Here is a 25402-nt window from a genome sequence, read left to right on the forward strand (position 1 = left end):
AATCGACGGCCCATGATCACCACGATCACGGGTCGGGGTTCGCGTCAGCGCCCCGACCCGGGGCAGAGGGTGCCGGCGACCGCCGGCCCGGCAGCGCGCACGTCCCTCCGAACCGCCCCGACCACCGGCCGGGCGTCGGACCGTGTCGCGGAGGGAGGTTCGGTGTCGCGTCGGCAGGCTCGGGCAGGGCACGCCCAGCCGTCCGGGGACACCGTCGACCGGGCGGCGGACGCGGGCTCGCGGGTGTGGACCCTGCCGAACCTGATCAGCTTCGTCCGGCTGCTCGGGGTGCCGCTCTTCCTCTACCTGTTCCTCACCGTCGAGGCCGACGTCGCCGCGATCGTGGTGCTGGCCATCGGCGGCACCACCGACTGGGTCGACGGGTGGGTGGCCCGCCGGCTGCGTCAGGTGAGCCGGCTCGGGGAGCTGCTCGACCCGTTCGCCGACCGCCTCTACATTCTCGCCACCCTGCTCGCGTTCACCGCCCGCGAGGTGGTGCCGTGGCAGTTCACCGCCGCGCTGCTCGGCCGGGAGCTGCTGCTGCTCGGTGCCCTCGCGGTGCTGCGCCGCCACGGCTACGGCCCGCCGCCGGTGCACTACGTGGGCAAGACGGCCACGTTCGTGCTGCTGGCGGCCTTCCCGATCCTGCTGCTGGCCGCGACCACCCCGGCCGTGGCGACGGCCGCCGCGGCGATCGGCTGGGGTCTGGCCTGGTGGGGGCTGGTGCTCTACTGGGTGGCCGGGGTGTTCTACGTGGTGCAGGCCGGTCAGCTGGTGCGGCGGAGCGGCGGAGCGGCGGCATGACCGACAACAGCCCCCGCGGTGGTCGCGGTGAGCGGGTCTACGCGCCGGACTTCCTCACCGAGCTGTTCCAGAACCCGCTCGACCAGGGTTACGCCGACGCGGCGCAGCGCCGTCGGGTGGATCCGCCGTCACCGGCCCGGGTGCGGTCGGGTCGGGTGGTCAGCGCGGTGGTGCTGCTGGCGCTGGGGTTCCTGTTCGCGGTGGCGTACCGGCAGACCGTGGCGGAGGAGCCGGACCGCAGCCAGGCCCGCTCGGGGCTGGTGAGCCAGATCCGGGAGCGGCAGGAGGAGACCGACCGGTTGACCCGCCGTGCCGAGCAGTTGCGCGAGGACGTCGCCCGGCAGCGGGACGCGGCGTTGACCCGCAGTGCCGCCGCCCGGCTGCGGGACCTGGAGGCGATGACCGGGCTGGGCCGGGTCCGCGGCGACGGGGTGGTGGTGCAGCTCGCCGACGCCTCCGGCAACCAGGACGCGGTCACCGGAGCAGGTGGTCCCGGCCCGGGGCGGGTGCTGTACCGGGACCTGCAACTGGTCGCGAACGCGTTGTGGGCGGCGGGCGCGGAGGCGATCGCGGTGAACGACCAGCGGCTGACCTCGACGTCGACGATCCGGTCGGCCGGCGAGGCGATCCTGGTGGACTTCCGTCCGGTGACCGGCCCGTACCGGGTGTCGGCGATCGGCCCGGACGGGATGCGCCGTCGGTTCGAGGCGAGTACGGCCGCGGCGCTGCTGCGGCGGGTCGCCGACCAGACCGGGCTGTCGTTCGGGTCGCGGGAGGCCGAGGACCTGACGTTGCCGGAGGCGGCCACCGACTCGCAGTTGCGCTACGCCAGTCCGCCGCCGCCGGAGTCCCCGCAGCCGTCCCCGTCGTCCCCGGCGGCGGGCTCGTCCAGTGTTCCCCGGCCGTCCGGGTCGGGAACGTCGTCTCCCAGCCCCTCCGGAGGTGGCCGATGATCGCGGTGCTGGCACTGATCGCCGGTGTGGTGCTCGGGGTGTACCTGGACCCCACCGTTCCCGCCGGCTTGCAGCCGTACCTGCCGATCGCCGTGGTCGCGGCGTTGGACGCGGTCTTCGGCGGGGTACGCGCGAAGCTGGACCGGATCTTCGACGACAAGCAGTTCGTGGTGTCGTTCATCTCCAACGTGCTGGTCGCCGGGCTGATCGTGTACCTGGGTGACCAGTTGGGGGTGGGCGGGCAGCTGTCCACGGGTGTGGTGGTCGTGCTGGGGGTGCGGATCTTCGGGAACGTGGCGGCGATCCGCCGGCACCTGTTCCGGGCGTAGGTTGGTGGGCGATGAGCGACGAGCAGAGTGGTACCGGTACCGGGTGGCCCGAGCGGACCGCACCGTCGAGCCCCACCGGTCCGGCGGCGGAGCCGGATCCGCGTCCCGACGCCCCCGACCCGGACGGGACCGCGCCCCTGCGGGTCGACCCGCAGGCGGGGGAGGCCCCCGCCGACGGTGAGCGCCCCGACGGCGCCGAGGTCACCGTCGACCTGAGCCGGTCGGTGGTGGCCGGTGGCGCACCGGCGGCCACGCCGGTGAAGCGGATGACGTCGGCGTCGGTGATGATCGCCGTCCTGCTGGCCCTGCTGGGGTTCACCCTGGTGGTGCAGCTGAAGACCACGTCGACGGATCCGACCCTGTCGGCGGCCCGGCAGGAGGACCTGGTGCGGATCCTCTCCGACCTGGACGCCCGGGAGAACCGGCTGCGGCAGGACATCGCCGAGTTGGAGGAGAGCCAGCGGCAGCTGGCCTCGGGCGCACAGGGGCGCGAGGCGGCGCTGGAGGAGGCCGCGCGGCGCGCCGACGAGCTGGGGATCCTGGCGGGTACGTTGCCGGCGACCGGGCCGGGGCTGACGATCCGGATCAGCGGTGGCGGCCGGTCGGTGCCGGCGAGTCGGATCCTCGACGCGGTGCAGGAGTTGCGGGGCGCGGGCGCGGAGGCGATGCAGATCGCCGGTGGGGTCGGTTCGCCGGTGCGGATCATCGCGTCGACGTACTTCCTGGACGGCGAGGGCGGTGGCCTGGTGGTCGACGGCCGTCGGATGACCGGGCCGTATTCGATCACGGTGATCGGTGACCCGGCGACGATGCGAACCGCCTTGAACATTCCCGGCGGGGTGGCCGCATCGATCAAGGGTGACGGCGGTAACGTGAGCTTCGAGGATCGTGAGGTTGCCGAGGTTTCGGCGCTGCACGAGCCGATCACGTTGGAACACGCCCGTCCGGTCTCCTGACCGGTGGGCGGCGCCGGGACGCAACCCCGGCGCGCGTTTGGTCAGTACGAGGACGAAGGACGCGTCTGGTGATTCCTGAGGACCTGCGATACACCGCCGAGCACGAGTGGGTGGCGGGTGACGGTAGCGGCCCGGTGCGGGTCGGCATCACCCACTACGCCCAGGACGCGTTGGGTGACATCGTGTACGTCCAGTTGCCGGACGAGGGTGCGGTGGTGGCGGCCGGTGAGCCGCTGGGCGAGATCGAGTCGACCAAGAGCGTGTCGGAGATCTACGCTCCGGTGAGCGGGACGGTGGCGGCGCGCAACGAGGCGCTCGGCGACACGCCCGAGGTGATCAACACTGACCCGTACGGTGCGGGTTGGTTGTTGGAGATCCGGCCGGACGATCCGGGTGTGGTGGCGGGTCTGCTGACTCCGGCCGCCTACCAGGATCTCATCGGGGGCTGATTCCTCCGGTCCGGATCGCGGTGTCTCCGCGCGTCCGGTTGCCCTGCATTTCGGCGCTGGCTAGGCTCGCCCAGTCGACCGAGAAACCAAATAGTTGCGCGTCGTGGAAAATTGCCTTCCCGGGCCCGGGGAGCCAGCCGCCGGGTGTTTCTCAGCCCGGCGGCCAAGACCGGTCTTTACCCGACGCCGACCGAACAGATCCGTGAGGTGGTCCCATGACGCGCCCAGACGACGAGTTCCCCCCGCTCGACGTCACGTCGACGCTCAATCTCGGTTCGCTCGACGAGGTTCTCGAGGGTCCGGACACCGACGTGGTGCCGAGCCGGATGTCCGGTTCGCTGCCGCCGGGTATGGCGTTGCTGGTGGTCCGTCGCGGCCCGAACGCCGGTGCCCGCTTCTTGCTGGACCATGACGTGACGACAAGTGGCCGGCACCCGGACAGCGACATCTTCCTCGACGACGTCACGGTGTCCCGGCGGCATGCCGAGTTCCACCGCGACAGCGGCACGTTCACCGTGCGGGACGTGGGAAGTCTGAACGGCACGTACGTCAACCGGGAGCGGGTGGAGGCGGCGACGCTGAGCAACGGTGACGAGGTGCAGATCGGTAAGTTCCGGGTCGTGTTCATCGCCGGTCCGCGCCCGGAGGAGGAGGCCGGCCGGGGGTGAACGAGCCTGCGGCCTCCATGCCGCCCGGGGCGGCCCGGTCCCAACCGCTGATGAGCATCGGCGAGGTGCTGGCCCAGTTGCGGGTGGAGTTTCCGGACACCACGATTTCGAAGCTGCGGTTCCTCGAGGCCGAGGGCCTGGTGGAGCCGCAGCGCACACCGGCGGGTTACCGGAAGTACAGCTGGGACGACGTGGCCCGGCTGCGGTTCGTGCTGGCGGCTCAGCGGGATCAGTACCTGCCGTTGCGGGTGATCCGTGAGCAGTTGGCCGAGTGGGACTCCTCGCCGGATGGTGCGGGCCGGCCGCGACCGACGTTGGTCGCGGTGGGCCCGGGCGGTGAGGTACCCGGTCGCGCGCCGGCGGAGCCTGATCCGGTCGAGTCGGCGTCGGTGCGGCTGAGCCGGACGGACCTGGTGGCCCGTAGCGGGATCGAGGAGTCCACCCTGGGTGAGCTGGAACGGCTCGGGGTGGTGGTGTCGAGTCCGCCGGGCTGGTACGACGGTGACGCCCTGGTCATCGCGAAGGCGGTGGCGGGTCTGGCGGCGTACGGGCTGGAGCCTCGGCACCTGCGGGCCTTCCGGACGGCGGCGGACCGGGAGGCGGGACTGTTCGCGCAGTTGCTGCTGCCGTTGGCGCGGCAGAGCGACCCGGCGGCGCGGGCCCGGGCGGCGGAGACCGCCCGGGAGCTGGTGGCGTTGTCGCAGCAGTTGCACGCGGCGTTGGTGCGGGTGGGGTTGCGGTCGACGTTGGGTCGCTGAGACGGCGGCGGAGATCTGCTCCAGGGAGCGTGCCGTAGGCTTCCTGGGGTAATCCCTCCCGGCGCGGGTGCGGCGGGCGTGGTGCGCGCGGGACGGTCGTCTCGGGGTCCGTGTACCGTGCAGGGAAGGGCGCGGTGCGGCGTAGGTGACAACGACACGGAGGCGGCGGTGCGCGAGCTGAGCGTGGTCGGAGTTCGGGTGGAGCTGCCCACCAATCAGCCGATCGTCCTGCTCAGGGAGGTTGAGGGGGACCGCTATCTGCCGATCTGGATCGGCGCGGTCGAGGCGACGGCGATCGCCTACGAGCAGCAGGGTGTGAAGACGGCCCGGCCGTTGACGCACGACCTGCTGCGGGACGTGTTGACGGCGTTGAAGGCGCCGTTGCGGGCGGTGGAGATCACCGAGCTGAAGGAGAACGTCTTCTACGCCGACCTGCTGATCGGGGACGGGGTGCGGGTGTCGGCGCGGCCGAGTGATTCGATCGCGTTGGCGTTGCGGGTCGGGGCGCCGATTCGTTGTGCCGAGCAGGTCCTCAGCGAGGCGGGGATCGTGATTCCCGACGAGCAGGAGGACGAGGTGGAGAAGTTCCGGGAGTTCCTGGAGCAGGTCCGTCCGGAGGACTTCGCCGGCTGAGCCGGTGCCCGGGGTCGCCGGGCCTGACGGCTGTGAGGTTGCCTGTCGTCACGTTCGGTGATATGTGGTGATCGTTCGGCGTGTCGCGACGGTGCCTGCCCGGTAACTCCTGAACCCCGCTATAAGGTTGCCGTGTCGAGGGGTGCACGTCCCACACGACGTGTCACCGCACGGGCGGGGAGGTTGTCGGGATGCACGGGCCGCGAGATCCAGATCCGGGTACGGCGCCGCAGGGCCTCGGTGAGGTGTCGCCGCCGCTGGCGACGGAGGGTGACGACTCGGTGGGTTACCGGGGCGTGACGGCGTGTGCGGCGGTGGGTATCAGCTACCGGCAGCTGGACTACTGGGCCCGTACGGCGCTGGTGGTGCCGAGCGTGCGGGACGCTTCGGGCTCGGGGACCCAGCGGCTCTACTCGTTCCGCGACCTGGTGGTGTTGAAGGTTGTGAAGCGGTTGTTGGACGCCGGGGTGTCCCTGCAGAACATTCGCAAGGCGATCGAGGCGTTGCGTTCGCGGGGTGTCGGTGACCTGGCCGGTATCACGTTGATCTCCGATGGGACGACGGTGTACGAATGCCGTTCCCCGGAGGAGGTGGTCGACCTGTTGCAGGGCGGCCAGGGGGTGTTCGGCATCGCGATCGGTGGTGCGTTCAAGGAGATCCAGGGTTCGCTGTCGCATCTGCCGGCGGAGCCGGCCGTGCCGGGCACGGAGGAGCCGACGGAGCCGGCCGTGGGTGACGAGCTGGCGGCGCGACGGGCCCGGCGTCGGGCGGGTTGAGTCCGCCGGGTCACCGCCGTCGGTGACGGCCGGGGCACGGGAGGCCGACAGGCCGGGCGCGAGTCGTCCACGAGGACACGCTATGGTCCGTCACACGGTCAGTCGGTGTAGCCCGAAAGGGCCACGCCGGTTGGCCGTGTGTTGGTCCGCGCTGTCCTTTGCGCGGTTCCCCTCCCTTCTTGGAAGGATTGACCGTGACGGTTACCGAGCAGTCCATTCCCTCGTACTACGACCGCATCGGCGGCGCGGCTGCCGTGAAGGCGGCCGTCGATGTGTTCTACGGTCGGGTACTCGCCGATCCGGAACTGGCGGGTTACTTCACCGACATCGACATGGTCGGTCAGCGTCGCCACCTGGCATTGATGCTGACCGTGGTGCTCGGGGGTCCGAACGAGTACGCCGGCCGGGGGCTGGCCGAGGCGCACCAGCCGCTGGGCATCCCCGACGCGCACTACGACCTGGTCGGCGCGCACCTGCTGGCCACGTTGACGCAGCTGGGTGTGCCGGCGGACGTGCAGGACCACGTACGGGCGGTGTTGGGTCAGGTGCGTGACCAGGTGGTGACCAGCGGCCGTCCGGGCGTCTGAACGTGGACGCCGCACGGCTCAGGACGAGTTGGAACCTGGTCGCCGCGCACGGTGACCAGGTTCCGCTCTACTTCTACTCGGCGCTGTTCCTGTCCCACCCGGAGATCCGGCAGATGTTCCCGACGAACATGGCCGGCCAGCGGGACCGGTTGGTGACCGCGTTGGGGCACATCGTCTCGCAGGTGGACCAGGTGGACCGGTTGACCGGGTTCCTGCGGGACCTCGGCGCGGACCACCGGAAGTTCGCGGTACGCCCGGAGCACTATCCGGCGGTGGGTGAGGCGTTGCTGGCCACCCTGCGGCACTTCCTCGGCGACCAGTGGACCGAGGACCTGGCCCGGGACTGGGCGGACGCGTACCAACTGGTGTCCCGGGTGATGATCGAGGCGGCCCAGGCGGCGGAGCAGGTCAACCCGCCGTGGTGGGTGGCGGAGATCGTCGGGCACGAACGGCGGACCTTCGACGTGGCGGTGCTGACGCTGCGTCCGCAGTACCTGCTGCCGTTCACGCCGGGCCAGTCGATCGGGGTGTCGCACCCGGCGGTGCGGGCCTGGCGCTACTACTCCCCGGCGAACGCGCCCCGCCCGGACGGCACCATCGAGCTGCACGTACGGGCCGCTGCGGGCGGGGCGGTCAGTTCCCGGCTGGTGTACGGGTGCGCGGCGGGTGACCAGATCCACCTGGCGGCCCCGGTGGGGGACCGGTTGACGCTCTGGCCGGCGGGTGGAGCCGACCTGCTGCTCCTGGCCTCCGGTACCGGCTGGGCGCCGGTGAAGGCCCTGGTGGAGCAGGTGGCGGCGGAGGGCTCCCGCCGGCGGGTGGACCTGTACGTGGGGGCACGGTCGAGGCTGGAGTTCTACGACACCGACGCGGTCGACAAGCTCGCCGCGGCGTACCCCTGGTTGACGGTGACGTCCGTGGTGGGGATCGACCCGCGCCGGCCGGGGGAGGTGACGTACCCGGTGGACCGGGCGCTGGCCGACGGTGACTGGCGGTCCCGGCACGTGTACGTGTGTGGTTCGGACGAGATGGTGGGGCGTACGGTGCAGACCCTGTCACGGGCCGGCTACCACGCCGGCCAGGTGCACCACGAGGGGCTGGGCCGGCACTGGTACGGCCCGGCGTGGCGCACGGCGGTGGAGTCGTCGCCCCAGGACGATTCCGGAGGTGCCCGGTGAACACGACCCCGATCGGCAGGTACGAGCCGGTGCCGGTGCCGGTGAGCGGACCGCAGGTGCGGTTGACGGCGGACCGGGTCCGGCGGTGGGAGTTCACGACGGCGTCGTTCACCCGCCGGGGCTACGACCATCAGGACGTGGACCGGTTCCGGGTGCAGGTCGCCGACGAGTTGGACCTGCTGGCCGCGCAGGTCGCGCACCTGCGCGCGGAGAACGAGCGGCTCACCGACCGGGTGGAGTTGCACCGGCACGGGGTGATCCCGAGCGCCGGGGCGGCGGGGGCGACCCCGGCGGCGAAGGAGGTGAACCTGCTCTCCGCCGCGCAGCGCGAGGCGGAGCAGATCATCGCCCAGGCGCACGACTACGCCCGGCGGGTCGCCGAGTACGCGCGTATGCAGTACGAGAGTTACGTGCAGGCCGCGGCGGAGGAGGCCCGGCAGGAGGCGGAGCGGGCGGTGCAGGACTACCGCCGGGCCGCCGGGTCGGAGTTCGACGACTCGGTGGCCACCCGGGAGGCGTTGCGCATCTACGGCGAGATGATGATCTCGCACATGCAGGCGGCGGCCCGCCAGCTCGACGACGGCAGCGCCCAGTTGGCGCGGACGATGGACCGGCTGGTGGGTGCGGCCGGTGCCGGGCCGGCGGTGGCCGCCGCGGGGGCAGCCCCGGCGCTGCCCCGGCAGCAGCCGCCGCCACCCGCGCCGCGCTGAGGCGCGGGGGTCGGTCCGGACGCGGGCCGACCCCCGGGCGACCCGTTGTCGCCGTGGGCGCGGCGGCTGAGGCAGCATGGACGGGTGACGGAGCGGGTCGACGCGGTGGCGGAGCTGGTCGCCGCCGGTGGTGTGGTGGTGCTCAGCGGCGCGGGGCTGTCCACCGAGTCGGGTATCCCGGACTACCGGGGGCCCAGCGGGGTGGCGCGCCGGCACACCCCGATGACGTACCAGACGTTCACCGGTGACGCCGCCGCGCGGCGACGCTACTGGGCGCGCAGTCACCTGGGGTGGCGGTTGGTGGCGAGGGCCGCGCCGAACGCCGGGCACCGGGCGGTGGCCCGGTTGCAGCACGCCGGCCTGGTGGACGCGGTGATCACCCAGAACGTCGACGGCCTGCACACCGCGGCGGGTAGTACCCGGGTGGTGGAGCTGCACGGCCGTCTCGACGAGGTGGTCTGCCTGGACTGCGGGAACCTCACCTCCCGGGAGGAACTGGACCGGCGGCTGCGCGAGGCGAACCCCGGATTCGACGTGACGGTCACGGCGGTCAACCCGGACGGTGACGTGGACCTGCCCGACGAGGCGGTGGCCGCGTTCCGGGTGGTGGACTGCGGGTTCTGCCGTACCGGGCTGCTCAAGCCGGACGTGGTGTTCTTCGGTGAGACGGTGCCGGCGTCGCGGGTGGCCCGCTGTTTCGACCTGGTGGAGCGGGCGCGGCTGCTGCTGGTGCTCGGGTCGTCGTTGACGGTGATGTCGGGTCGCCGGTTCGTGGTGCGGGCGGCGAAACGGGACGTTCCGGTGGTGATCGTCAACCAGGGGCCCACCCGGGGCGACGGGTACGCGGCGGTGACGGTCGACGCCCCGTTGGGGCGGTTCCTGCCCACCCTGGCCGACCGGGTGGTGGCCGCGCCGGCCGACGTGTCCTCCTGACGGGGTACGCCCCGCCGGCCGCTGGTAGCGTGGACCTTGCCGGTACCACCCACGGGGGAGAGACCGCGCGGGCATCCGTCCCGCCGCGGCGCCGAAGGGGCAACCCCTCCCCGGAACCTCTCAGGCAGAAGGACCTCGTGGGCAGGCACTGTGGAGCGCTGTCCGGGCGCGACAGAGGGGGAGGCCGATCTGAGTCGACCTGGCCCCCGGGAGCGCAGCCCATGACCGTAGAGCAGTTCGCCGCCCGTCACATCGGTCCCGATCCGGACAGTGAGCGCCGGATGTTGGAGACGGTGGGATACGGCTCCGTCGATGAGTTGATGGACGCGGCGATCCCCGAGGTGATCCGCTGGCACGGCACCCTGGACCTGCCGGCCCCGGCCACCGAGCGGGAGGCGATCGCCGAGCTGCGGGCCCTCGCCGCGCGGAACACCGTCGCGGTGTCGATGATCGGGCTGGGCTACCACGGCACGCACACCCCGGCGGTGATCCGCCGTAACGTGCTGGAGAACCCGGCCTGGTACACCGCCTACACCCCGTACCAGCCGGAGATCAGCCAGGGCCGTCTGGAGGCGCTGCTGAACTTCCAGACCATGGTGACCGACCTGACGGGCCTGGCCACCGCGAACGCCTCGATGCTCGACGAGGGCACCGCCGCGGCGGAGGCGATGACCCTCGCGCGCCGCGCCACGAAGACGAAGAGCAACGTGTACGTGGTCGACGCGGACACCCTGCCGCAGACCATCGCGGTGATCGCCGGGCGGGCCGAGCCGCTCGGCATCGAGGTGCGGGTGCTCGACGTGGAGCGCGACGAGCTGCCGGCGGAGTTCTTCGGCCTGCACCTGCAGTACCCGGGGGCGTCCGGCGCGGTGCGCGACCACGCCCCTGTGGTGGCGGCGGCGCACGCCGCGGGTGCGCTGGTGACGGTGGCCGCGGACCTGCTGGCGTTGACGGTGCTGCGTCCGCCGGGGGAGATCGGCGCGGACATCGCCGCCGGCACCACCCAGCGGTTCGGGGTGCCGATGGGCTTCGGTGGCCCGCATGCCGGCTACCTGGCGGTCCGTTCCGGGCTGGAGCGGATGCTGCCGGGCCGCCTCGTCGGGGTGTCCCGCGACGCCGACGGCAACCCGGCGTACCGGCTGGCGTTGCAGACCCGCGAGCAGCACATCCGCCGGGAGAAGGCGACCAGCAACATCTGCACCGCGCAGGTGCTGCTGGCGGTGATGGCCGGCATGTACGCCGTCTACCACGGCCCGGACGGGCTGCGGGAGATCGCGTCGCGGACCCACGGCATGGCGGCGCGGCTGGCGACCGGGCTGCGCGCCGGCGGGGTGGCCGTCGCGGACGTGCCGTTCTTCGACACGGTGTGCGCACACGTGCCGGGTCGGGCCGCCGAGGTGGTCGACGCGGCCGCCGCGCGGGGGGTGAACCTGCGGCTGGTCGACGCCGACCGGGTGGGTGTCTCCTGCGACGAGACGACCACCGTCGCGCACCTGGAGGCGGTGTGGGCGGCGTTCGGGGTGGAGCCGGTGACCGGCACGGTGGACACGGCGCTGCCGGCCGCCCTGGCGCGTACCGGGGACATCCTCACCCACCCGGTGTTCCGCCGCCACCACTCGGAGACGGCGATGCTGCGTTACCTGCGCCGGCTCGCGGACTTCGACTACGCCCTGGACCGGGGCATGATCCCGCTGGGGTCGTGCACGATGAAGCTGAACGCCACCACCGAGATGGAACCGGTGAGCTGGCCGGAGTTCGCCCACCTGCACCCGTTCGCGCCGGCCCCGCAGACCGCCGGTTACCGCGACCTGGTCGGCCAGCTGGAGGGGTGGCTGGCGGAGGTGACCGGTTACGACGCGGTCAGCGTGCAGCCCAACGCCGGTTCGCAGGGGGAGCTGGCGGGGCTGCTGGCGATCCGCTCGTACCACCGCGGACGGGGTGAGGCGCACCGGGACGTGTGTCTGATCCCGTCGTCGGCGCACGGCACGAACGCGGCGAGCGCGGTGATGGCCGGGATGCGGGTGGTGGTGGTCGGCTGTGACGCCGACGGCAACGTGGACCTGGTCGACCTCGACGCGAAGATCGACAAGCACCGCGACGCGCTCGCGGCGATCATGGTGACGTACCCGTCGACGCACGGCGTGTACGAGACGGGCATCGCGCAGCTGTGCGCGAAGGTCCACGATGCCGGTGGCCAGGTGTACGTGGACGGGGCGAACCTCAACGCCCTGGTCGGCTACGCCAAGCCGGGCCGGTTCGGGGCGGACGTGTCACACCTCAACCTGCACAAGACGTTCTGCATTCCGCACGGCGGGGGCGGCCCGGGGGTGGGTCCGGTGGCGGTGCGGGCGCACCTGGCGCCGTTCCTGCCGGGTGACCCGGTCGGTGGGCACGACGCCGACCGGCCGGCGGTGTCGGCGGCCCGCTACGGGTCGGCGGGGATCCTGCCGATCCCGTGGGCCTACCTGCGGATGATGGGCGCCGAGGGCCTGGCCCGGGCGACCGGGGTGGCGGTGTTGGCGGCGAACTACGTGGCGGCGCGGCTGCGCGCCCACTACCCGGTGCTGTACGCCGGCAACAAGGGCCTGGTGGCGCACGAGTGCATCCTGGACCTGCGGCCGTTGACGAAGGCGACCGGGGTGAGCGTGGACGACGTCGCCAAGCGGCTGATCGACTACGGGTTCCACGCGCCGACGATGTCGTTCCCGGTGGCCGGGACGCTGATGGTGGAGCCGACCGAGAGTGAGGACCTGGCCGAGTTGGACCGCTTCTGCGACGCGATGATCGCTATCCGGGCGGAGATCGACCGGGTGGGGTCGGGGGAGTGGCCGGCGGGGGACAACCCGCTGTCGAACGCCCCGCACACCGCGGCGATGGTGTCGGCGGACGAGTGGCCGCACCCGTATCCGCGGTCGGTGGGCGCGTACCCGGCCGGTGTGGACCGGGTGGGGCGGTACTGGCCGCCGGTGCGGCGTGTCGACGGCGCGTACGGCGACCGGAACCTGGTGTGTTCGTGTCCGGCGCCGGAGGCGTTCGCCGAGTGAGTCGGGCTGCGCCGGGGCGGCGGCACTGCCGCCCCGGCCGGCACGGCGCGCGTACCGGGGTCTAGCCTGGACCAGCGCGGACACCGCCGGGCGGCGGACGCGGCGCCGCCGTCAGGCGGCGAGCGCGTGGCGGGCGGGCCCGCGGTGCGGGGCGATCGTACGGCCGTCGGGGAGCAGTTCCCCGGTGTCCTCGAACACGATCACCCCGTTGCAGAGCAGGCTCCAGCCCTGCTCGGGGAAGCAGGCGATGATCCGGGCGGCTTCCCGGTCGGTGGCCTCAGCGGAGGGGCAGGTTGGTTGATGCTGGCACATCGGGTTCTCCGGACTGTGGGGGCACTGTGTCATGGTTCACATGACCAGAGCACGCACAGTACCAAGCGGAAGTTCACGACATCGAGCAGCTGTACGCAGAGTTGCCCGGAAATCCCCTGAACGGATGATCCCCCATGGCCTGGACGGCGTGGAAACGCTCTCGCGGCACGTGAACAACCCACCGGCCGCCCCATCCACCTGCCGGCACACCCTCGCCGAACACGCCCGCCTCGAATGGCGCCCCACCGACGGCGGCGACCCCGCCGCCATCATCGAAGACTTCCTCACCGCCCACGGCCTGCCCGTGGCCGACCTGACCCGCCCCGCCCGCCACGACCCCACCGGCGTCTGCGGCGCCTCCCTCTACGTCTCCGCCGCCGCCGGCGCCCGGATGGTCGGCGCCCCGACCGGCCCACCCACCCCCGTGCCCGCGCTGCCCGACGTCGCCGTCGTCGTCCACGCCCACACCGACCGGCCCGCCCCGCCGCCACCCGCGCCCCGGCCGTGGCGGCTCGGCCCGTGGGAACCCAGCTGGACCCCCGACGAGCACGTCGCCGCCGTCGACACGGTCCGCGCCGCCATCGCCCGCGGCGACGTTTACCAGGTCAACCTGGTCGGCCACGCCGCCGCCGACTACACCGGCGACCCCCTGCCGGCGCTCGCCCGCCTCGGCGCCCTCCCCGGCGCCCGCTACGGCGGCACCCTGCACGGCCCCGGCTGGGCACTCGGCTGCGCCTCCCCGGAGACCCTCGTCGAGGTCACCGCCGGGCGGATCCTCACCCGCCCCATCAAGGGCACCCGACCCGCCACCGACCAGGGCCGCCGGGAACTGCTCGCCTCCGCCAAGGAACGCGCCGAACACGTCATGATCGTCGACCTGGAACGCAACGACCTGGCCCGCGTCGCCCGCACCGGCAGCGTCCGCGTCGACGAGCTCTTCGCCGTTCGCCGCTGGTGCGACCTGTGGCAGGCCGAGTCCACGGTCTCCGCCGTCGCCGCCGACGGCCTCGCCCTGGCCGACCTGCTGCGCGCCGTCTGCCCCGGCGGCTCGGTCACCGGCGCCCCGAAACTCGCCGCGCTGGCCGAGATCGCCGCCTGTGAACCCGTCGGCCGGGGCGCGGGTATGGGCGCCCTCGGCTGGGTCGGCCCCGGGCACGTCGACCTCGGCCTGACCATCCGCACCGCCGCCGCCGACCCCCACCGGATGCACCTGTGGGCCGGTGGGGGCATCACCTGGGACAGCGACCCGCACGCCGAGGTCGTCGAAGCCGCCGCGAAGGCCGCCCCGCTGCGCGCCGCCCTGGCCCGCCCCTGAGCGTCCGTCCCCCGCCACCGCCGGGCGACCCGGCGGACCGGGGTCGGCTCAGCAGACGGCGGCGAACTCGTCCAACGCGGCGGTCACCGCCCCGGCCATGTCGGGCCCGCGGGAACCGTGCCCGTCCGCGTCGAGCAGCACCAGCCGGGCGTCCGGCCACGCCTGCGCGAGCTGCCACGGCCCGTCGACGGGGCTGCTGATGTCGAGGCGGCCGTGCACCAGCACCCCGGGGATCCCGGCCAGCCGGTGCGCGCCGCGCAGCAGTTCCCCGTTGTCGAGGAAACAGCCGTGCCGCCAGTAGTGGGTGACCAGCCGGGCGAACACCATCCGGAACTCCGGGTCGGCGTACCGCTCGTCGGGGCGGTACCCGGGAACGGTGGCCACATGAATGTCCTCCCACGCACACCAGTCGCGGGCGGCCCGCTCCCGTACGGCCGGGTCGGGGTCGACCAGCAGCCGGGCGTACGCGTCGGCGAGACAACCGTCCCGGTCGGCGGGCGGCACCCCGTCGCGGAACCGCGCCCACTCGGCCGGGAACACCCGACCCATGTCCCGCAGGATCCACTCCACGTCCCGGCGGGTGCCCAGGGTGACGCTGAACAGCACCAGCTCCGACACCCGCGACGGGTGCCGCTGCGCGTACGCCAGGGCCAGGCTGCTGCCCCACGACGCGCCGAGCACCAGCCACCGGTCCACACCCAGGTGCTCCCGCAGGCGCTCCACGTCGGCCACCAGGTGGCCGGTGGTGTTGGTGGACAGGTCCACCGTCGGATCACCGGCGTTGGGGGTGCTGCGCCCGCAGCCCCGCTGGTCGAGGAACACGATCCGGTACCGGGCCGGGTCGAACACCCGCGCCCAGCCCGGCTCGCACCCCGACCCGGGACCGCCGTGCAGCACCACCGCCGGTTTGCCGTCCGGGTTCCCACCGACCTGCCAGAACACCCGGTGCCCGTCGCCGACGTCGAGCATCCCCTCGGCGTGTGCCTGCATCGTCGGGTACATGGGCGGCTCCTCCGGTCTCGTCACAGCAACGGCAACCGACCATGCTCGCCGGACCGGCCGCCACCCGGCGACCGGTTTTTTCTCAGCCGCCACCGAGTAGCGTCGGCCGGACCGTACGGCCCGATCCGCCACGTACGGTGACCGCCGGCGGTCACGGCGGGCCACACCAGACCCCGGGCGGCCAGGTGCAGGGCCTCCCGGGCGGCGCCCGCCCAGAACACCGCCGCCGGATGCGCGCCGGCCGGCACCGCCAGCAGCGGCCCGACCGCCTCGGCGATCGGCACCGGCCGCACCGTCACCACCGTCACCGACCCGTCCGGCGGGACCGCCAGGTCCACCCGACGGTCGCCGTCGTCCACCCACACCAGCAGCGCCCCGGCGCGCGGCGGGTCAGCCGGCGCGAACGTCACCGGATGCTGCCCGTCGAAGCCCACCTCCCCGCCCATCGCGGCCACCGTACGCCCTACGGTAAGCCGCACGGGTACAGTGTCGCCGTGACCACCGAGTACAGCGGCACCGGCGACCCCGCCCGCAGCCTCGCCCTGCTCTGGCGCACCCGGGAACGGCCCACCCGACGCGGCCGCCCCGACCTCACCGTCGCCCGGATCGTCCGCGCCGCCATCGACCTCGCCGACACCGAAGGACTACCCGCCCTGTCCATGCGACGGGTCGCCGAACACCTCGGCGTCGGCACCATGAGCCTCTACACCCACATCCCCGGCAAGGGCGAACTCCTCGACGTCATGGTCGACACCGTCTACGGCGAACCAGAAGACCCACCCACCCCGACCGCCCACGACTGGCGCACCCGACTCACCCACATCGCCCACACCAACTGGAACCGCTACCTCCGCCACCCCTGGCTCCTCCAGGTCGCCACCACCCGCCCCCCACTCGGCCCCCACGTCATCGCCAAATACGAAAACGAACTCCGCGCCGTCGACGGCATCGGCCTCACCGACCTCGAAATGGACGCCGTCGTCACCCTCCTCAACAGCTACGTCCACGGCGCCGTCCGAGGCGCCGTCGACATCGCCCAAGCCGCCGGACACACCGGCATGACCGAGGAACAGTGGTGGCACGCCCACGCCCCCTACCTCGAAAAAGCCCTCGACCCCCGCCGCTACCCGACCGCGGCGCGAGTCGGCACCACCGCCGGCGAAGAATACGGCGCCACCACCGACCCCACCCGCGCCTTCACCTTCGGCCTCGACCGCATCCTCGACGGCATCACCGTCCTCATCACCAACCGACCGGACACCACACCCCCCGCACCCGGCCGCTAACCTTCCGCCATGACCATGCGCCCCATCCGCATCATCGGCGACCCCGTCCTGCGCACCCCCGCCGAACCCGTCACCACCTTCGACGCCGACCTACGCGCCCTGGTCACCGACCTCATGGACACCCTCCTCGGCGCACCCGGCCGCGCCGGCGTCGCCGCCCCCCAGATCGGCGTCAGCGCCCAGGTATTCGTCTACGACGCCGACGGCCACCGCGGCCACCTCATCAACCCCACCCTCGAACTGTCCACCGAACTCCAGGACGACGACGAGGGCTGCCTCTCCATCCCCGGCCTGTACTTCCCGACGCCCCGCGCCCTGCACGCCACCGCGCACGGCTTCGACCAGCACGGCGAACCCCTCACCATCACCGGCAGCGGCTTCCTCGCCCGCGCCCTGCAACACGAAACCGACCACCTCGCCGGCACCCTCTACGTCGACACCCTCCGGGGCGACACCCGCCGCCGGGCACTCCGCGAGATCCGCGCCGGCCGCTACGACTCACCCCGCCGCCGCTGACCCCACGCCGTCAACACCGCACCCGCCGGCCGCACCCCCGCCAACCGCCCCACGTCGGTCAACGCCAACCGGCGATGCGCCACCCCCGCATCCACGTGCGACAACGGATCCGCAGGATCAGCCCGCCCGCCACTGGTCGTAACCCAACTTCACCACCAACGCCAGCACCACCACCAGCAACACCACCCGCACGAACCCGGCACCCCGCCGCAAGGCCATCCGAGCCCCCAGAGCCGCACCGGCGATGTTGCACACCGCCATGCCGAGCCCCAACAGCCACCACACATGCCCCGCCAGACCGAACACCACCAGCGCGCCGAGATTCGTACCCGCGTTCACGATCTTCGCCATGGCCGACCCGTGCACGAAGTCCGCCCCCACCAACACGGTGAACGCCACCACCAGGAACGTCCCCGTACCCGGACCGATCAACCCGTCATACAGGGCGATCCCACCACCGGCCACCGCCACCGCGGCCACCACCCGCACCCGGGTACGCCGCTGCGGCACCGCCACCGTCCCCAACCGCGGCCGCACCGCCACGAACACCGCCACCGCCACCAGCACCACCAACACCACCGGCCGGTACGCCCCCGCCGGCACCGCCCCCGCCAACGCCGCACCCACCCCGGCCGTCACCACCGCCAACCCCGCAGCCGGCCCCGCCACCGCCCAGTCGACCTTCGTCCGCCGCGCATAGGTGACCGCCGCCGTCGACGTCCCCGCGATCGCCGCCAACTTGTTCGTCCCCAACGCCGTCGCCACCGGCACACCCGGTGCGGCCACCAACAACGCCGGCAACAACAGCAGACCACCCCCACCCACCACCGCATCCACCCACCCGGCAACAGCGGCAGCAGCGAACATGGTCGTCAACGACAGCGGATCCACGGGCCGCATTCTGCCCACCCACACCCACCCGCCGAAGGCCCTGTGGCCAGCCTCACCGGCCCCGACGACGACGCACCCACACCCCGACCGCCCCGACCGCCACGAACAACAGCACCGAACACAGCAACGCCCTGACCACCCGGCAACCCTCCCACGGCCACGTATCGTGCAAGGGTGCGCCTGGCCACCTTCAACCTGCTACACGGCCGCTCCCCAGCCGACGGGCTCGTCGACCCCGACCGGCTCACCGCAGCCGTCACCGCACTCGACGCCGACATCCTCGCCCTCCAGGAAGTCGACCGCGACCAGTCCCGCAGCGGCCACCTCGACCTCACCGCCATCGCCGCCCGCGCACTCCACGCCACCGAACACCGATTCGCCGCCGCCGTCGTCGGCACCCCCGGAGAACACTTCCGACCCCTCACCAACGACGACGACGGCCACGGCGAACCCTGCTACGGAGTCGGCCTCATCAGCCGCTACCCCGCACGCACCTGGCAGGTCACCCGACTACGTCCCGCCCCCATCCGATCCCCGGTCTACCTACCCGGCCCCAACGGCGGCCTCGTCCTCCTCCACGACGAACCCCGAGTCCTACTCGCCGCCGTCCTCGACACCCCACACGGACCACTCACCGCCGCCGCCACCCACCTGTCATTCGTGCCCGGCTGGAATGCCCACCAACTCCGACAGGTCGTCCGCGCCCTACGCACCCTCCCCGCACCCCGGATACTCCTCGGCGACCTCAACCTCCCCGCAGGCGCCGCCCGCCTCATCTCCGGCTGGCAACCACTCGGACGACAACCCACCTTCCCCGCCCCCCAACCCCGGGTACAACTCGACCACATCCTCATCGACCGACACGACGCCCACCGACTCCCACCGGTCACCGCCGTCACCACCCCGGTCTCCACCATCTCCGACCACCGCCCCCTCGTGGTCGACCTCACCTGACCGCAGACCCGATCACGCCTCCACCGCCGGCACCCGACCACCCACCAACACCCGCGCCCGCGCCAACGCCGCACCCACATCCGCGAACACCAGACCCTCACGCCGCAACCGATCCACCGCCCCCACCGCATCCAGCACCCGATCGTGGCCCGGCACGACACCCGACAACAACACCACCACCCCCCGCCGACCCAACGCAGCCACCACCTCACCAAGCACCTGCGCGCCCGTCACGTCCAGCGTCGACACCCGCGACATCCGCAGGATCACCACTCGCGCATGCGCCACCTCCACCAACGGCGGCAACACGTCATGAGCCCCCGCGAACACCAACGGCCCATCGACCCGATACACCACCTCCGCCGCCACCCGCTCGCCGTCCACACCACCACCAGACGCCATCAGCTCGCCGTCCACAGCGTCGTCAACCCCGGCGACCGCCGGCACCCGCTCCAACCGCGCCGCACCCGCCACCGCCCGCAACGCCACCACCACCGCCACACCCACACCCACAGCCACCGCCACCACCAGGTCGACCAGCACCGTCACCGCGAACGTCAACACCAGCACCACCGCGTCACCACGCGTCGCCCGCGCCAACGCCCACAACGTCCCGGCCTGCACCATGCGGACCGTCGTCGCCAGCAACACCCCCGCCAGCGCAGCCAGCGGAATCCGCCCCACCAACGGCGCCGCAGCCAGCACGACCATCCCCAGCACCACCGCATGAGACAACGCGGCCAACTTCGAACCCGCACCCGCCCGCACGTTCACCGCCGTCCGTGCGATCGCCGCCGTCGCCGGAATCCCCCCGAACACCGGCGCCGCCAGACCCTGCCCGAACAACTCCCGATCCGGATCATGACGACGCCCCGCGGTCATCCCGTCCGCCACCGTCGCCGACAACAGACTCTCCAAACCCGCCAGAGCCGCCACCGCCAGCGCCGAGGCCCATGACTAACGATCTTGCGAAAACTGGCGCTAAGGGTCTGGGCTGAGGGGTCAGGGCCAGGCGACGGGTATTAGCTCCGGCGGGATGTCGCGTAGTTTGATCGTTCGTGTCTGAGGTGGACGAGCAGCAGGTCGGGGATGGGGACGATAGTCCACTCATGCGCAACCCAGCCCTCATCGCCGCCGCCCTGATCGTCCACCTGCGGCATCGCCGGGGCGCGTAGCTCCACGTGGTCACCGCCACACAGGACACCCACGCCCAGGCCGCGGTTGCCTCCTGCCGCTGCGGGTGGAGCCACACCGTCCTGTGGCTCTACTTCGCCCGCCCGTCAACCGCACTCACGCTGGCCTGGTGGTACGCCGAGCAACACGAAACGGCCCCGCAGCCCCGATGGAGCCGCAGGGCCGTCCCCCGCCGTTTACCTTGCGCTAGCCCTCGGCCTGCTCGGCGTAGACGCCCTCGACCACTTCCCGCACCCGTGGCGCGACCTGGGCCGGGCGTACATGGTCGGCCGGCAGATCCGCCACGCCCCTGTTCACCAAGGACTCGATCCCGGGGCCCGTGTGCCCGGCCGGCAGCTCGGCGAACCAACGCCACCCGCCAGGGCGTGCCGGCACGCCCGCATCGTGCAGGTAGTCGGTGATGCTGTCGTCGATGATCTGCTGATCCTCGGCGGTGCGCGGGGCGGTTGTGCGCCGCGTCCCGTTCCTGTCGGTGCACTCCTCGGTGACCATGTGGACGCGCCGCTCCGGGCACCGCACCATCCGGTCGACGCCGCTGTACCAGCCGATGATGGCGCCCCACGCGCTCTCGGCCAGCTCGTAGTAGCCGTCGCCCGGCGGCTCGTCGAGCACCGGCACGTCGTCCCAGGTCGGTCCGGCGGCTCCGGTGCCTGCCTGTTGGTCGGGGCTCATAGGGCTCCTCATGGAGGATGGAGCCGGCGACGCTCGCCGGCTCCATCCCATCGTCCCAGTTCAGCGGCTGCCGGTCACGGGAAGTAGCAGCTCGTGTCACTGCCGACGTCCGGCGGGCAGTACCACTTCTGCGTGCGCAGGGGCGCGGCCGTGTACATCGGGTACCCGGTCGGCCAGAACTCGGCGGTCACATCGGCGTAGTAGGGGTTCGAGTTGGCCAGCCGGTTGCCGTACGTCGTCCCCGCGTTCCACCTGAAGTAGGCCGGGCCGATCGTCGGGCCGCCGACGAAGTGGTCGCCGCAGTTGAGGTCCGGCAGGTTGTTCCGGTCCTCTCGGCACCGGATGTAGACGTCGTTGAAGTCGATCGAGGGGCCGGTGTCCCAGATCAGGGAGAGGTCGTGCCGGGGCTGCCGGCCGCTGAAGTTGGTGCGGATGATCAGATCGTACGTGCCGATCACACCGGACCGGTTCCCGTATGCTGTGTTGCCCTTCGTCTCGTTGATCCACCGGCTGATCGGCCTCCGGCAGATGGAGCCCGTCTCGCACCAGGTGTCCCAGTCGTCCATCGTCCCGGCGTCCGACGGGCTGGGGCCCACCTGGACGACGGGTTGCGGGATGGGGGTGTAGACCGGCGGCTGCGGCTCGCCGGTCTGGTCATCGACCTCGACCTCCATGATGCCCTCGGCGTTGCAGGTCCAGAGGTCCGCGCCCCTGCTCAGCGCGAGGCTGACGCAGGGTTCAGGTTGCGGTTCGCTCGCTGGGGCCGGGCCGGCGCTGGCCGGCTGGGCGTGCAGGGTGGCGACGGTCAGTGCGGCCAACGCCAGCCCGAGTGTCTTGAGGCGGGGGATACGCAAGGCGTCCTCCTGTCCGAGGGGGATAAGACCCGAACAAGCTCCCACCGCTCCTCACTGTCACTCAACGTTCGCAGCGAGTAGTGGCAAATGATGCACCGTCGTTGAACATACGGCCAGCGGCATGTGCGGAGAGTGACGCTCCATCACCGGAGCCTCCCCCGACGCTGCTGCTGCTCAGCCTCCTGCCGGGCCATCACCGCGGCGATGACGTCGACGGCCGCGCGCTCGGTCTGCTCGACCTTCGTCCAGGTCCCCCGGACGTGGCCCTGCCGCACGGCGCTTCTACTGGCCTCGCCGTAGTTTCCAGCGAAAAAACAACGCCAACCCTGGTCGCGGCACGGTACGAACGCCCCGGGAACTTGGGTCCCCATCACGTCCTTGACCAGCGTTGGAGTTGTTTTTGGTCCGGAAACTACCGGCGGGCCGTCCTGTCGCGCACCGAGGTGCGTTGTTACGCCTCCCGCGAGGAGGAGAAGGCCGATCTGGCTTCTCGCGCCACGTCGATCGGCGTGTCCCGGGGTACTGCCGGGCCCATTGGCACACTCGACTGGAACGGGTGCGACGAGGGCTGGGTGTGCATCTACGAGCACCAGAACTTCGGAGGTCGCAAGCTCAGTTTCAACGACGAGTTCTGGCACGACCTCGCGACTTGGGCGTTCGTGGACATGGCGACGTCGTTCACGAACAACCAGGGTGGCGGGCTCTTCGGGTGTTCGGGCAGCGACAGCGGCATTCTCGGCGACGGCGCCGGTGACAACCTCACGATGACCGACTGCACGGCGTCGGCGAACCTGGGCACCTACAACGACCGGACCGAGGACATCCACGGCTGATGCCCTGAGCGGTTCAGCAATCGCACCCTCGTCTGGGTGGGTGGCGTCTCCGGGACGCCACCCACCCAGACTCGTCAGCGGGGCATGGTGGCGTACTCGGCGACCAGGTACGACCGGTAGGTGATCACCGCGGGGATCGTCACGTTCAACATGCCCGCCGTCTCGGTCAGCACCGCCTCGTATCCAAGCAACGCGCCGGAGGTCGGGTCAACGATCACGGTGTACTGGGCGGGTAGACCATGGGCGTCAGAAGTGATCGAGAACGCCTCCCCGGACCGCCCGGCGCGGTCGGTGACAGTGCCGGTCACCGTGATACCTGGCAGGTCAGCGAGAAGCCTGAGTGCCGCCGCGCGCTGCGCCGGATTCAGCAGCCGCACGCCGGCGAGTTCGGCGATAGCCTCCAGGTACTGCACTGGGGCCTCCGGCGCGGGCGCGCCAGCGGTGAGCCAAGCGCGCAGCGTGGTGGCGTCCGTGGGCACCGGGCCCCGCCAGCGGTGGAACTCGCCGGCCGCGTAGTCGCGTGTCTTCTCCGACGAGTTGGTCCGGCCGCCGCGCTTCTTCCACTCCCGGCGGTCCTCGTCAGAACGGAACGTCGGGGGCAGTGCCTTCCAGATCTGCCGGCCGGCGTTGTCGTCGGTCCGCCAGGATCGCCACTGCTCCGGTACGACAGCGGACGTCGTCCGCCCGCCGGTGACAGAGGAATTCAGGAACCAGTTCGCCGACTCCAGGTACTCGACTGTACCGGCTGGCCGCTGCGGTGCCGGCTGTCCCGCCGCCACCTCCGCCAGGCGCCGCAGCCGGGCTCTGGCCGGTTCCGTGCTCGCCGGCGGGCCGTAGGTGAGGATCGCGGGGGTGGCCGCGTACGCCGGCTGCGGATCCCGAGTCGTCTCCAGCACTACCGCACCAGCGGCCATCGCCAGGACCACCGCGCCAGCCGTCAGCACGAGACGGCGTCGTGGCATCGCCCGTCTGGCCGGACGATCCGCGCGGTCGGTGGCGAGGATTCGCGCCAGGTCGCGCGTACGACGCTCCTCGTCCTCGGGCCGGCTGTCCCGTGCGGGATCCAAGCCGCCCAACAGTTGACGTACCTCATCGGCAGAGTTCATCTCATCGCCCCCCATTCGACATCGACGGCGCCGTCTGCGGCGCCTGCCCCGCCTCGACACCGACCACACCCAGTCGCGTCCGAAGCCGGCGGCGGGCGCGCATCAGCCGCATCGCGAACGTCGCCCGCGAGCACCCGAGAACGACCGCCGCCTCGGCGACGGTCAGACGCTCCCAGGCGACCAGCCGAAGGACCTCCCGATCGGCCTCCGAAACCTGATCAAACGCCACCGCGACGTCACGCTGGCTGATCACCTCGTCCGCGTGATCCACCGCCACCGACTGATTCGGCTCCGCCGCGACGCGCAGCGTCAACTCCCGCCACCGTCGACGGCCTCTGGCCTCGTTGGCCAGCACCAGCCGCGCCACCCCGTACAACCACGGCAGGGCCGACTCCGCCGGTACCTCATGCAGGCGGCGCCACGCGACGAGGAAGACCTCGGCAACCACATCGCCGACGTCAGACCCGCCGACCCGCCGAGCCGCATACCGCCACACATCACCGTGGTGGCGCTCGTACAACTCGGTGAAGCGGTCTTCGCTGCCGTCCATGGCACCTCCTACTGTGCTTATGTCCGGCACCAGCTGCGACATCACCACCAGCAACGAGAAAATCACCCAAAAGCGTCAAATGCTCCGACCGATGACCTGGTGGCCGCCGGCCGCCACCCGCCGCCACGTCTCGCATCGTCAACAAACCATCGTTTCTTGAAGATCGACGAGCGAGTCTCGGAACACCCCGGTCTGCCTTCAAAAACTCCTTCAAAAACCGAGCTGTTCAACAACCGCCTGAAGGCCGTTTTCTGAAAAGATCACGGCCATGACGGGCACGCTGGAACCCACCGAACTGCTCGCCGCCGAACCGGCGGTGCTCACCAACATCCGCATCGGCTACGCCCGAGTCTCCACCGGCGGGCAGAAGCTCGAACGCCAGCTCGACGCGCTCACCACCGCCGGGTGCCGGCGAATCTTCGCCGAGAAACAGTCCGGCCGCGACACCGACCGGCCCGAGCTCGTCGCCTGTCTGAACTTCATGCACCCCGGCGACACCCTCGTCGTGCCATCCCTGGACCGGCTGTCCCGCTCCCTGCAAGACCTGATCGCCACGGTCGGGGACCTACGCCGCCGCGGCATCGGATTCACCTCGCTGCACGAAAACCTCGACACCACCACGCCCGGCGGCAGACTGGTCTTCCACGTCTTCGCCGCCCTCGCCGAGTTCATCCGCGAGCTGATCGTCGCCGGCACCCGCGAGGGCCTGGCCGCCGCCCGCGCCCGCGGACGCGTCGGCGGGCGCCCCAGCGTCATCACACCCGAGATCATCCGCGCCGCCCGAGACATGCTGCCCAACCCCGACGCAAGCGTCACCGCCATCGCCCGGCTACTCGGCGTCAGCCCCGGCACCCTCTACAACCACATCCCCGACCTGCGCGAGCTGCGCGCCGCCGGCCGAGCCCGTCACCAACTCCCGCCCGCGCCACCCCGTGAGCAGCATTGAGATCACTCGCGCTTGCGGCTGGTGACACCTTTCTTACTGATACCCCGACATGCCGGCCCGCTACCCAAGCGCCGGGCCCCTTAGCGTGACTTTCCCGAACGTTAGTCCTTCCGCCGTGTATTCGATCTGATGCGAATACACGGCGGTCTGCCTGCGAGCCTGGTCCGGTCTTGGCGCTGGTGGTCGCGAAGGT

General features: G+C 71.8%; 30 protein-coding genes and 1 riboswitch. Of the genes, 20 read left to right on the forward strand and 10 right to left on the reverse strand.

What is annotated here, in order from left to right:
* Positions 1-162: 162 nt before the first annotated feature.
* The 14 genes from clsA to gcvP all read left to right on the forward strand — a co-directional run bounded on the left by clsA (position 163) and on the right by gcvP (position 12778).
* A complete protein-coding gene (clsA, locus tag GA0074694_RS22630; RefSeq protein WP_091463720.1) occupies positions 163-804 on the forward strand; it encodes a cardiolipin synthase ClsA in 642 nt (213 codons plus the stop codon).
* Positions 801-1757 carry a DUF881 domain-containing protein gene (locus tag GA0074694_RS22635; RefSeq protein WP_091461598.1) on the forward strand — a complete coding sequence of 319 codons (957 nt, stop codon included), beginning with the start codon at positions 801-803 and terminating at the stop codon, positions 1755-1757. Before clsA ends, GA0074694_RS22635 begins: the two co-directional genes overlap by 4 nt.
* The gene (locus GA0074694_RS22640) at positions 1754-2086 is read left to right on the forward strand and encodes a small basic family protein (RefSeq protein ID WP_088983906.1); all 333 of its coding nucleotides are present in this window, start codon (positions 1754-1756) and stop codon (positions 2084-2086) included. Before GA0074694_RS22635 ends, GA0074694_RS22640 begins: the two co-directional genes overlap by 4 nt.
* Positions 2087-2097: 11 nt before the next feature.
* Entirely contained in the window at positions 2098-3042 is a 945-nt protein-coding gene (locus GA0074694_RS22645; protein WP_091461601.1) for a DUF881 domain-containing protein, read from the forward strand.
* A 68-nt stretch (positions 3043-3110) separates the two neighbouring features.
* Positions 3111-3491: a glycine cleavage system protein GcvH gene (gene gcvH / locus GA0074694_RS22650; RefSeq protein WP_091461603.1), complete on the forward strand. Its 381-nt coding sequence runs from the start codon at positions 3111-3113 to the stop codon at positions 3489-3491.
* A 215-nt stretch (positions 3492-3706) separates the two neighbouring features.
* A complete protein-coding gene (gene odhI / locus GA0074694_RS22655) occupies positions 3707-4159 on the forward strand; it encodes an oxoglutarate dehydrogenase inhibitor Odhl (RefSeq protein WP_088983909.1) in 453 nt (150 codons plus the stop codon).
* A 50-nt stretch (positions 4160-4209) separates the two neighbouring features.
* Positions 4210-4917, forward strand: a complete 708-nt coding sequence (gene ftsR, locus GA0074694_RS22660) for a transcriptional regulator FtsR (protein ID WP_176738192.1) — start codon at positions 4210-4212, stop codon at positions 4915-4917.
* Between the two features lie 168 nt (positions 4918-5085).
* Positions 5086-5550, forward strand: coding sequence for a bifunctional nuclease family protein (locus GA0074694_RS22665; RefSeq protein ID WP_091461607.1), 465 nt, complete (start codon positions 5086-5088; stop codon positions 5548-5550).
* 191 nt (positions 5551-5741) lie between these two features.
* The gene (locus tag GA0074694_RS22670; RefSeq protein WP_176738080.1) at positions 5742-6326 is read left to right on the forward strand and encodes a MerR family transcriptional regulator; all 585 of its coding nucleotides are present in this window, start codon (positions 5742-5744) and stop codon (positions 6324-6326) included.
* A gap of 194 nt (positions 6327-6520) precedes the next feature.
* On the forward strand, positions 6521-6913 hold the full coding sequence (locus GA0074694_RS22675; protein ID WP_091461609.1) for a group I truncated hemoglobin: 393 nt from the start codon (positions 6521-6523) through the stop codon (positions 6911-6913).
* A gap of 2 nt (positions 6914-6915) precedes the next feature.
* Positions 6916-8091, forward strand: a complete 1176-nt coding sequence (locus GA0074694_RS22680) for a globin domain-containing protein (protein WP_091461611.1) — start codon at positions 6916-6918, stop codon at positions 8089-8091.
* A complete protein-coding gene (locus GA0074694_RS22685) occupies positions 8088-8801 on the forward strand; it encodes a DivIVA domain-containing protein (RefSeq protein ID WP_176738081.1) in 714 nt (237 codons plus the stop codon). The genes GA0074694_RS22680 and GA0074694_RS22685 overlap by 4 nt, the downstream gene beginning before the upstream one ends.
* Positions 8802-8885: 84 nt before the next feature.
* Positions 8886-9734 carry an NAD-dependent protein deacetylase gene (locus GA0074694_RS22690; protein WP_091461614.1) on the forward strand — a complete coding sequence of 283 codons (849 nt, stop codon included), beginning with the start codon at positions 8886-8888 and terminating at the stop codon, positions 9732-9734.
* A gap of 44 nt (positions 9735-9778) precedes the next feature.
* Positions 9779-9880, forward strand: a riboswitch (glycine riboswitch).
* A gap of 75 nt (positions 9881-9955) precedes the next feature.
* A complete protein-coding gene (gene gcvP / locus GA0074694_RS22695; protein WP_091461616.1) occupies positions 9956-12778 on the forward strand; it encodes an aminomethyl-transferring glycine dehydrogenase in 2823 nt (940 codons plus the stop codon).
* A gap of 111 nt (positions 12779-12889) precedes the next feature.
* On the opposite strand, the gene GA0074694_RS22700 is transcribed toward gcvP, so the two are convergent.
* Complete coding sequence (locus tag GA0074694_RS22700) at positions 12890-13090, reverse strand: DUF5999 family protein (RefSeq protein WP_091461618.1); 201 nt, start codon at positions 13088-13090, stop codon at positions 12890-12892.
* Positions 13091-13214: 124 nt separating this feature from the next.
* Here GA0074694_RS22700 and GA0074694_RS22705 point away from each other — a divergent pair, with 124 nt between their 5' ends.
* The gene (locus tag GA0074694_RS22705; protein ID WP_091461620.1) at positions 13215-14405 is read left to right on the forward strand and encodes a chorismate-binding protein; all 1191 of its coding nucleotides are present in this window, start codon (positions 13215-13217) and stop codon (positions 14403-14405) included.
* A gap of 48 nt (positions 14406-14453) precedes the next feature.
* Here the strand turns inward: GA0074694_RS22705 and pip are convergent, their stop codons facing one another.
* Both pip and GA0074694_RS22715 read right to left on the reverse strand, forming a co-directional pair.
* Complete coding sequence (gene pip, locus GA0074694_RS22710; RefSeq protein WP_091461623.1) at positions 14454-15407, reverse strand: prolyl aminopeptidase; 954 nt, start codon at positions 15405-15407, stop codon at positions 14454-14456.
* Positions 15408-15427: 20 nt separating this feature from the next.
* On the reverse strand, positions 15428-15886 hold the full coding sequence (locus tag GA0074694_RS22715) for a hypothetical protein (RefSeq protein WP_141714248.1): 459 nt from the start codon (positions 15884-15886) through the stop codon (positions 15428-15430).
* A gap of 15 nt (positions 15887-15901) precedes the next feature.
* On the opposite strand from GA0074694_RS22715, the gene GA0074694_RS22720 reads away from it, so the two are divergent.
* Together GA0074694_RS22720 and def are read left to right on the forward strand one after the other, a co-directional pair.
* A complete protein-coding gene (locus tag GA0074694_RS22720; protein ID WP_091463731.1) occupies positions 15902-16693 on the forward strand; it encodes a TetR/AcrR family transcriptional regulator in 792 nt (263 codons plus the stop codon).
* 9 nt (positions 16694-16702) lie between these two features.
* The gene (def, locus tag GA0074694_RS22725; RefSeq protein ID WP_091461627.1) at positions 16703-17209 is read left to right on the forward strand and encodes a peptide deformylase; all 507 of its coding nucleotides are present in this window, start codon (positions 16703-16705) and stop codon (positions 17207-17209) included.
* A 117-nt stretch (positions 17210-17326) separates the two neighbouring features.
* Here def and GA0074694_RS22730 read toward each other — a convergent pair whose 3' ends face one another.
* Positions 17327-18076 carry a TSUP family transporter gene (locus GA0074694_RS22730; RefSeq protein WP_091461629.1) on the reverse strand — a complete coding sequence of 250 codons (750 nt, stop codon included), beginning with the start codon at positions 18074-18076 and terminating at the stop codon, positions 17327-17329.
* Between the two features lie 198 nt (positions 18077-18274).
* Here GA0074694_RS22730 and GA0074694_RS22735 point away from each other — a divergent pair, with 198 nt between their 5' ends.
* Positions 18275-19054: an endonuclease/exonuclease/phosphatase family protein gene (locus GA0074694_RS22735; protein ID WP_091461631.1), complete on the forward strand. Its 780-nt coding sequence runs from the start codon at positions 18275-18277 to the stop codon at positions 19052-19054.
* A gap of 12 nt (positions 19055-19066) precedes the next feature.
* Here the strand turns inward: GA0074694_RS22735 and GA0074694_RS33725 are convergent, their stop codons facing one another.
* The 4 genes from GA0074694_RS33725 to GA0074694_RS33730 all read right to left on the reverse strand — a co-directional run bounded on the left by GA0074694_RS33725 (position 19067) and on the right by GA0074694_RS33730 (position 22049).
* Positions 19067-19960, reverse strand: coding sequence for a SulP family inorganic anion transporter (locus tag GA0074694_RS33725; RefSeq protein WP_425413631.1), 894 nt, complete (start codon positions 19958-19960; stop codon positions 19067-19069).
* Positions 19961-20434: 474 nt separating this feature from the next.
* Positions 20435-20920 carry a DUF5956 family protein gene (locus GA0074694_RS22750; protein ID WP_091461636.1) on the reverse strand — a complete coding sequence of 162 codons (486 nt, stop codon included), beginning with the start codon at positions 20918-20920 and terminating at the stop codon, positions 20435-20437.
* Positions 20921-20994: 74 nt separating this feature from the next.
* Complete coding sequence (locus GA0074694_RS22755) at positions 20995-21774, reverse strand: hypothetical protein (protein ID WP_091461639.1); 780 nt, start codon at positions 21772-21774, stop codon at positions 20995-20997.
* A gap of 143 nt (positions 21775-21917) precedes the next feature.
* Positions 21918-22049 carry a hypothetical protein gene (locus tag GA0074694_RS33730; RefSeq protein WP_281190223.1) on the reverse strand — a complete coding sequence of 44 codons (132 nt, stop codon included), beginning with the start codon at positions 22047-22049 and terminating at the stop codon, positions 21918-21920.
* Here GA0074694_RS33730 and GA0074694_RS31085 point away from each other — a divergent pair.
* Positions 22035-22607, forward strand: a complete 573-nt coding sequence (locus GA0074694_RS31085) for a peptidase inhibitor family I36 protein (protein ID WP_141714249.1) — start codon at positions 22035-22037, stop codon at positions 22605-22607. The two genes, GA0074694_RS33730 and GA0074694_RS31085, sit on opposite strands and share 15 nt — an antisense overlap.
* Positions 22608-22681: 74 nt before the next feature.
* On the opposite strand, the gene GA0074694_RS22765 is transcribed toward GA0074694_RS31085, so the two are convergent.
* Together GA0074694_RS22765 and GA0074694_RS22770 are read right to left on the reverse strand one after the other, a co-directional pair.
* Entirely contained in the window at positions 22682-23713 is a 1032-nt protein-coding gene (locus GA0074694_RS22765; protein WP_091463735.1) for a CU044_5270 family protein, read from the reverse strand.
* 1 nt (position 23714) lies between these two features.
* Positions 23715-24311, reverse strand: coding sequence for an RNA polymerase sigma factor (locus GA0074694_RS22770; RefSeq protein ID WP_245715027.1), 597 nt, complete (start codon positions 24309-24311; stop codon positions 23715-23717).
* Between the two features lie 220 nt (positions 24312-24531).
* Between GA0074694_RS22770 and GA0074694_RS22775 the strand changes: the two genes are divergently transcribed.
* Positions 24532-25209, forward strand: a complete 678-nt coding sequence (locus GA0074694_RS22775; protein WP_091461645.1) for a recombinase family protein — start codon at positions 24532-24534, stop codon at positions 25207-25209.
* Positions 25210-25402 lie beyond the last annotated feature (193 nt).

Source organism: Micromonospora inyonensis (assembly GCF_900091415.1).
GTDB lineage: Bacteria > Actinomycetota > Actinomycetes > Mycobacteriales > Micromonosporaceae > Micromonospora > Micromonospora inyonensis.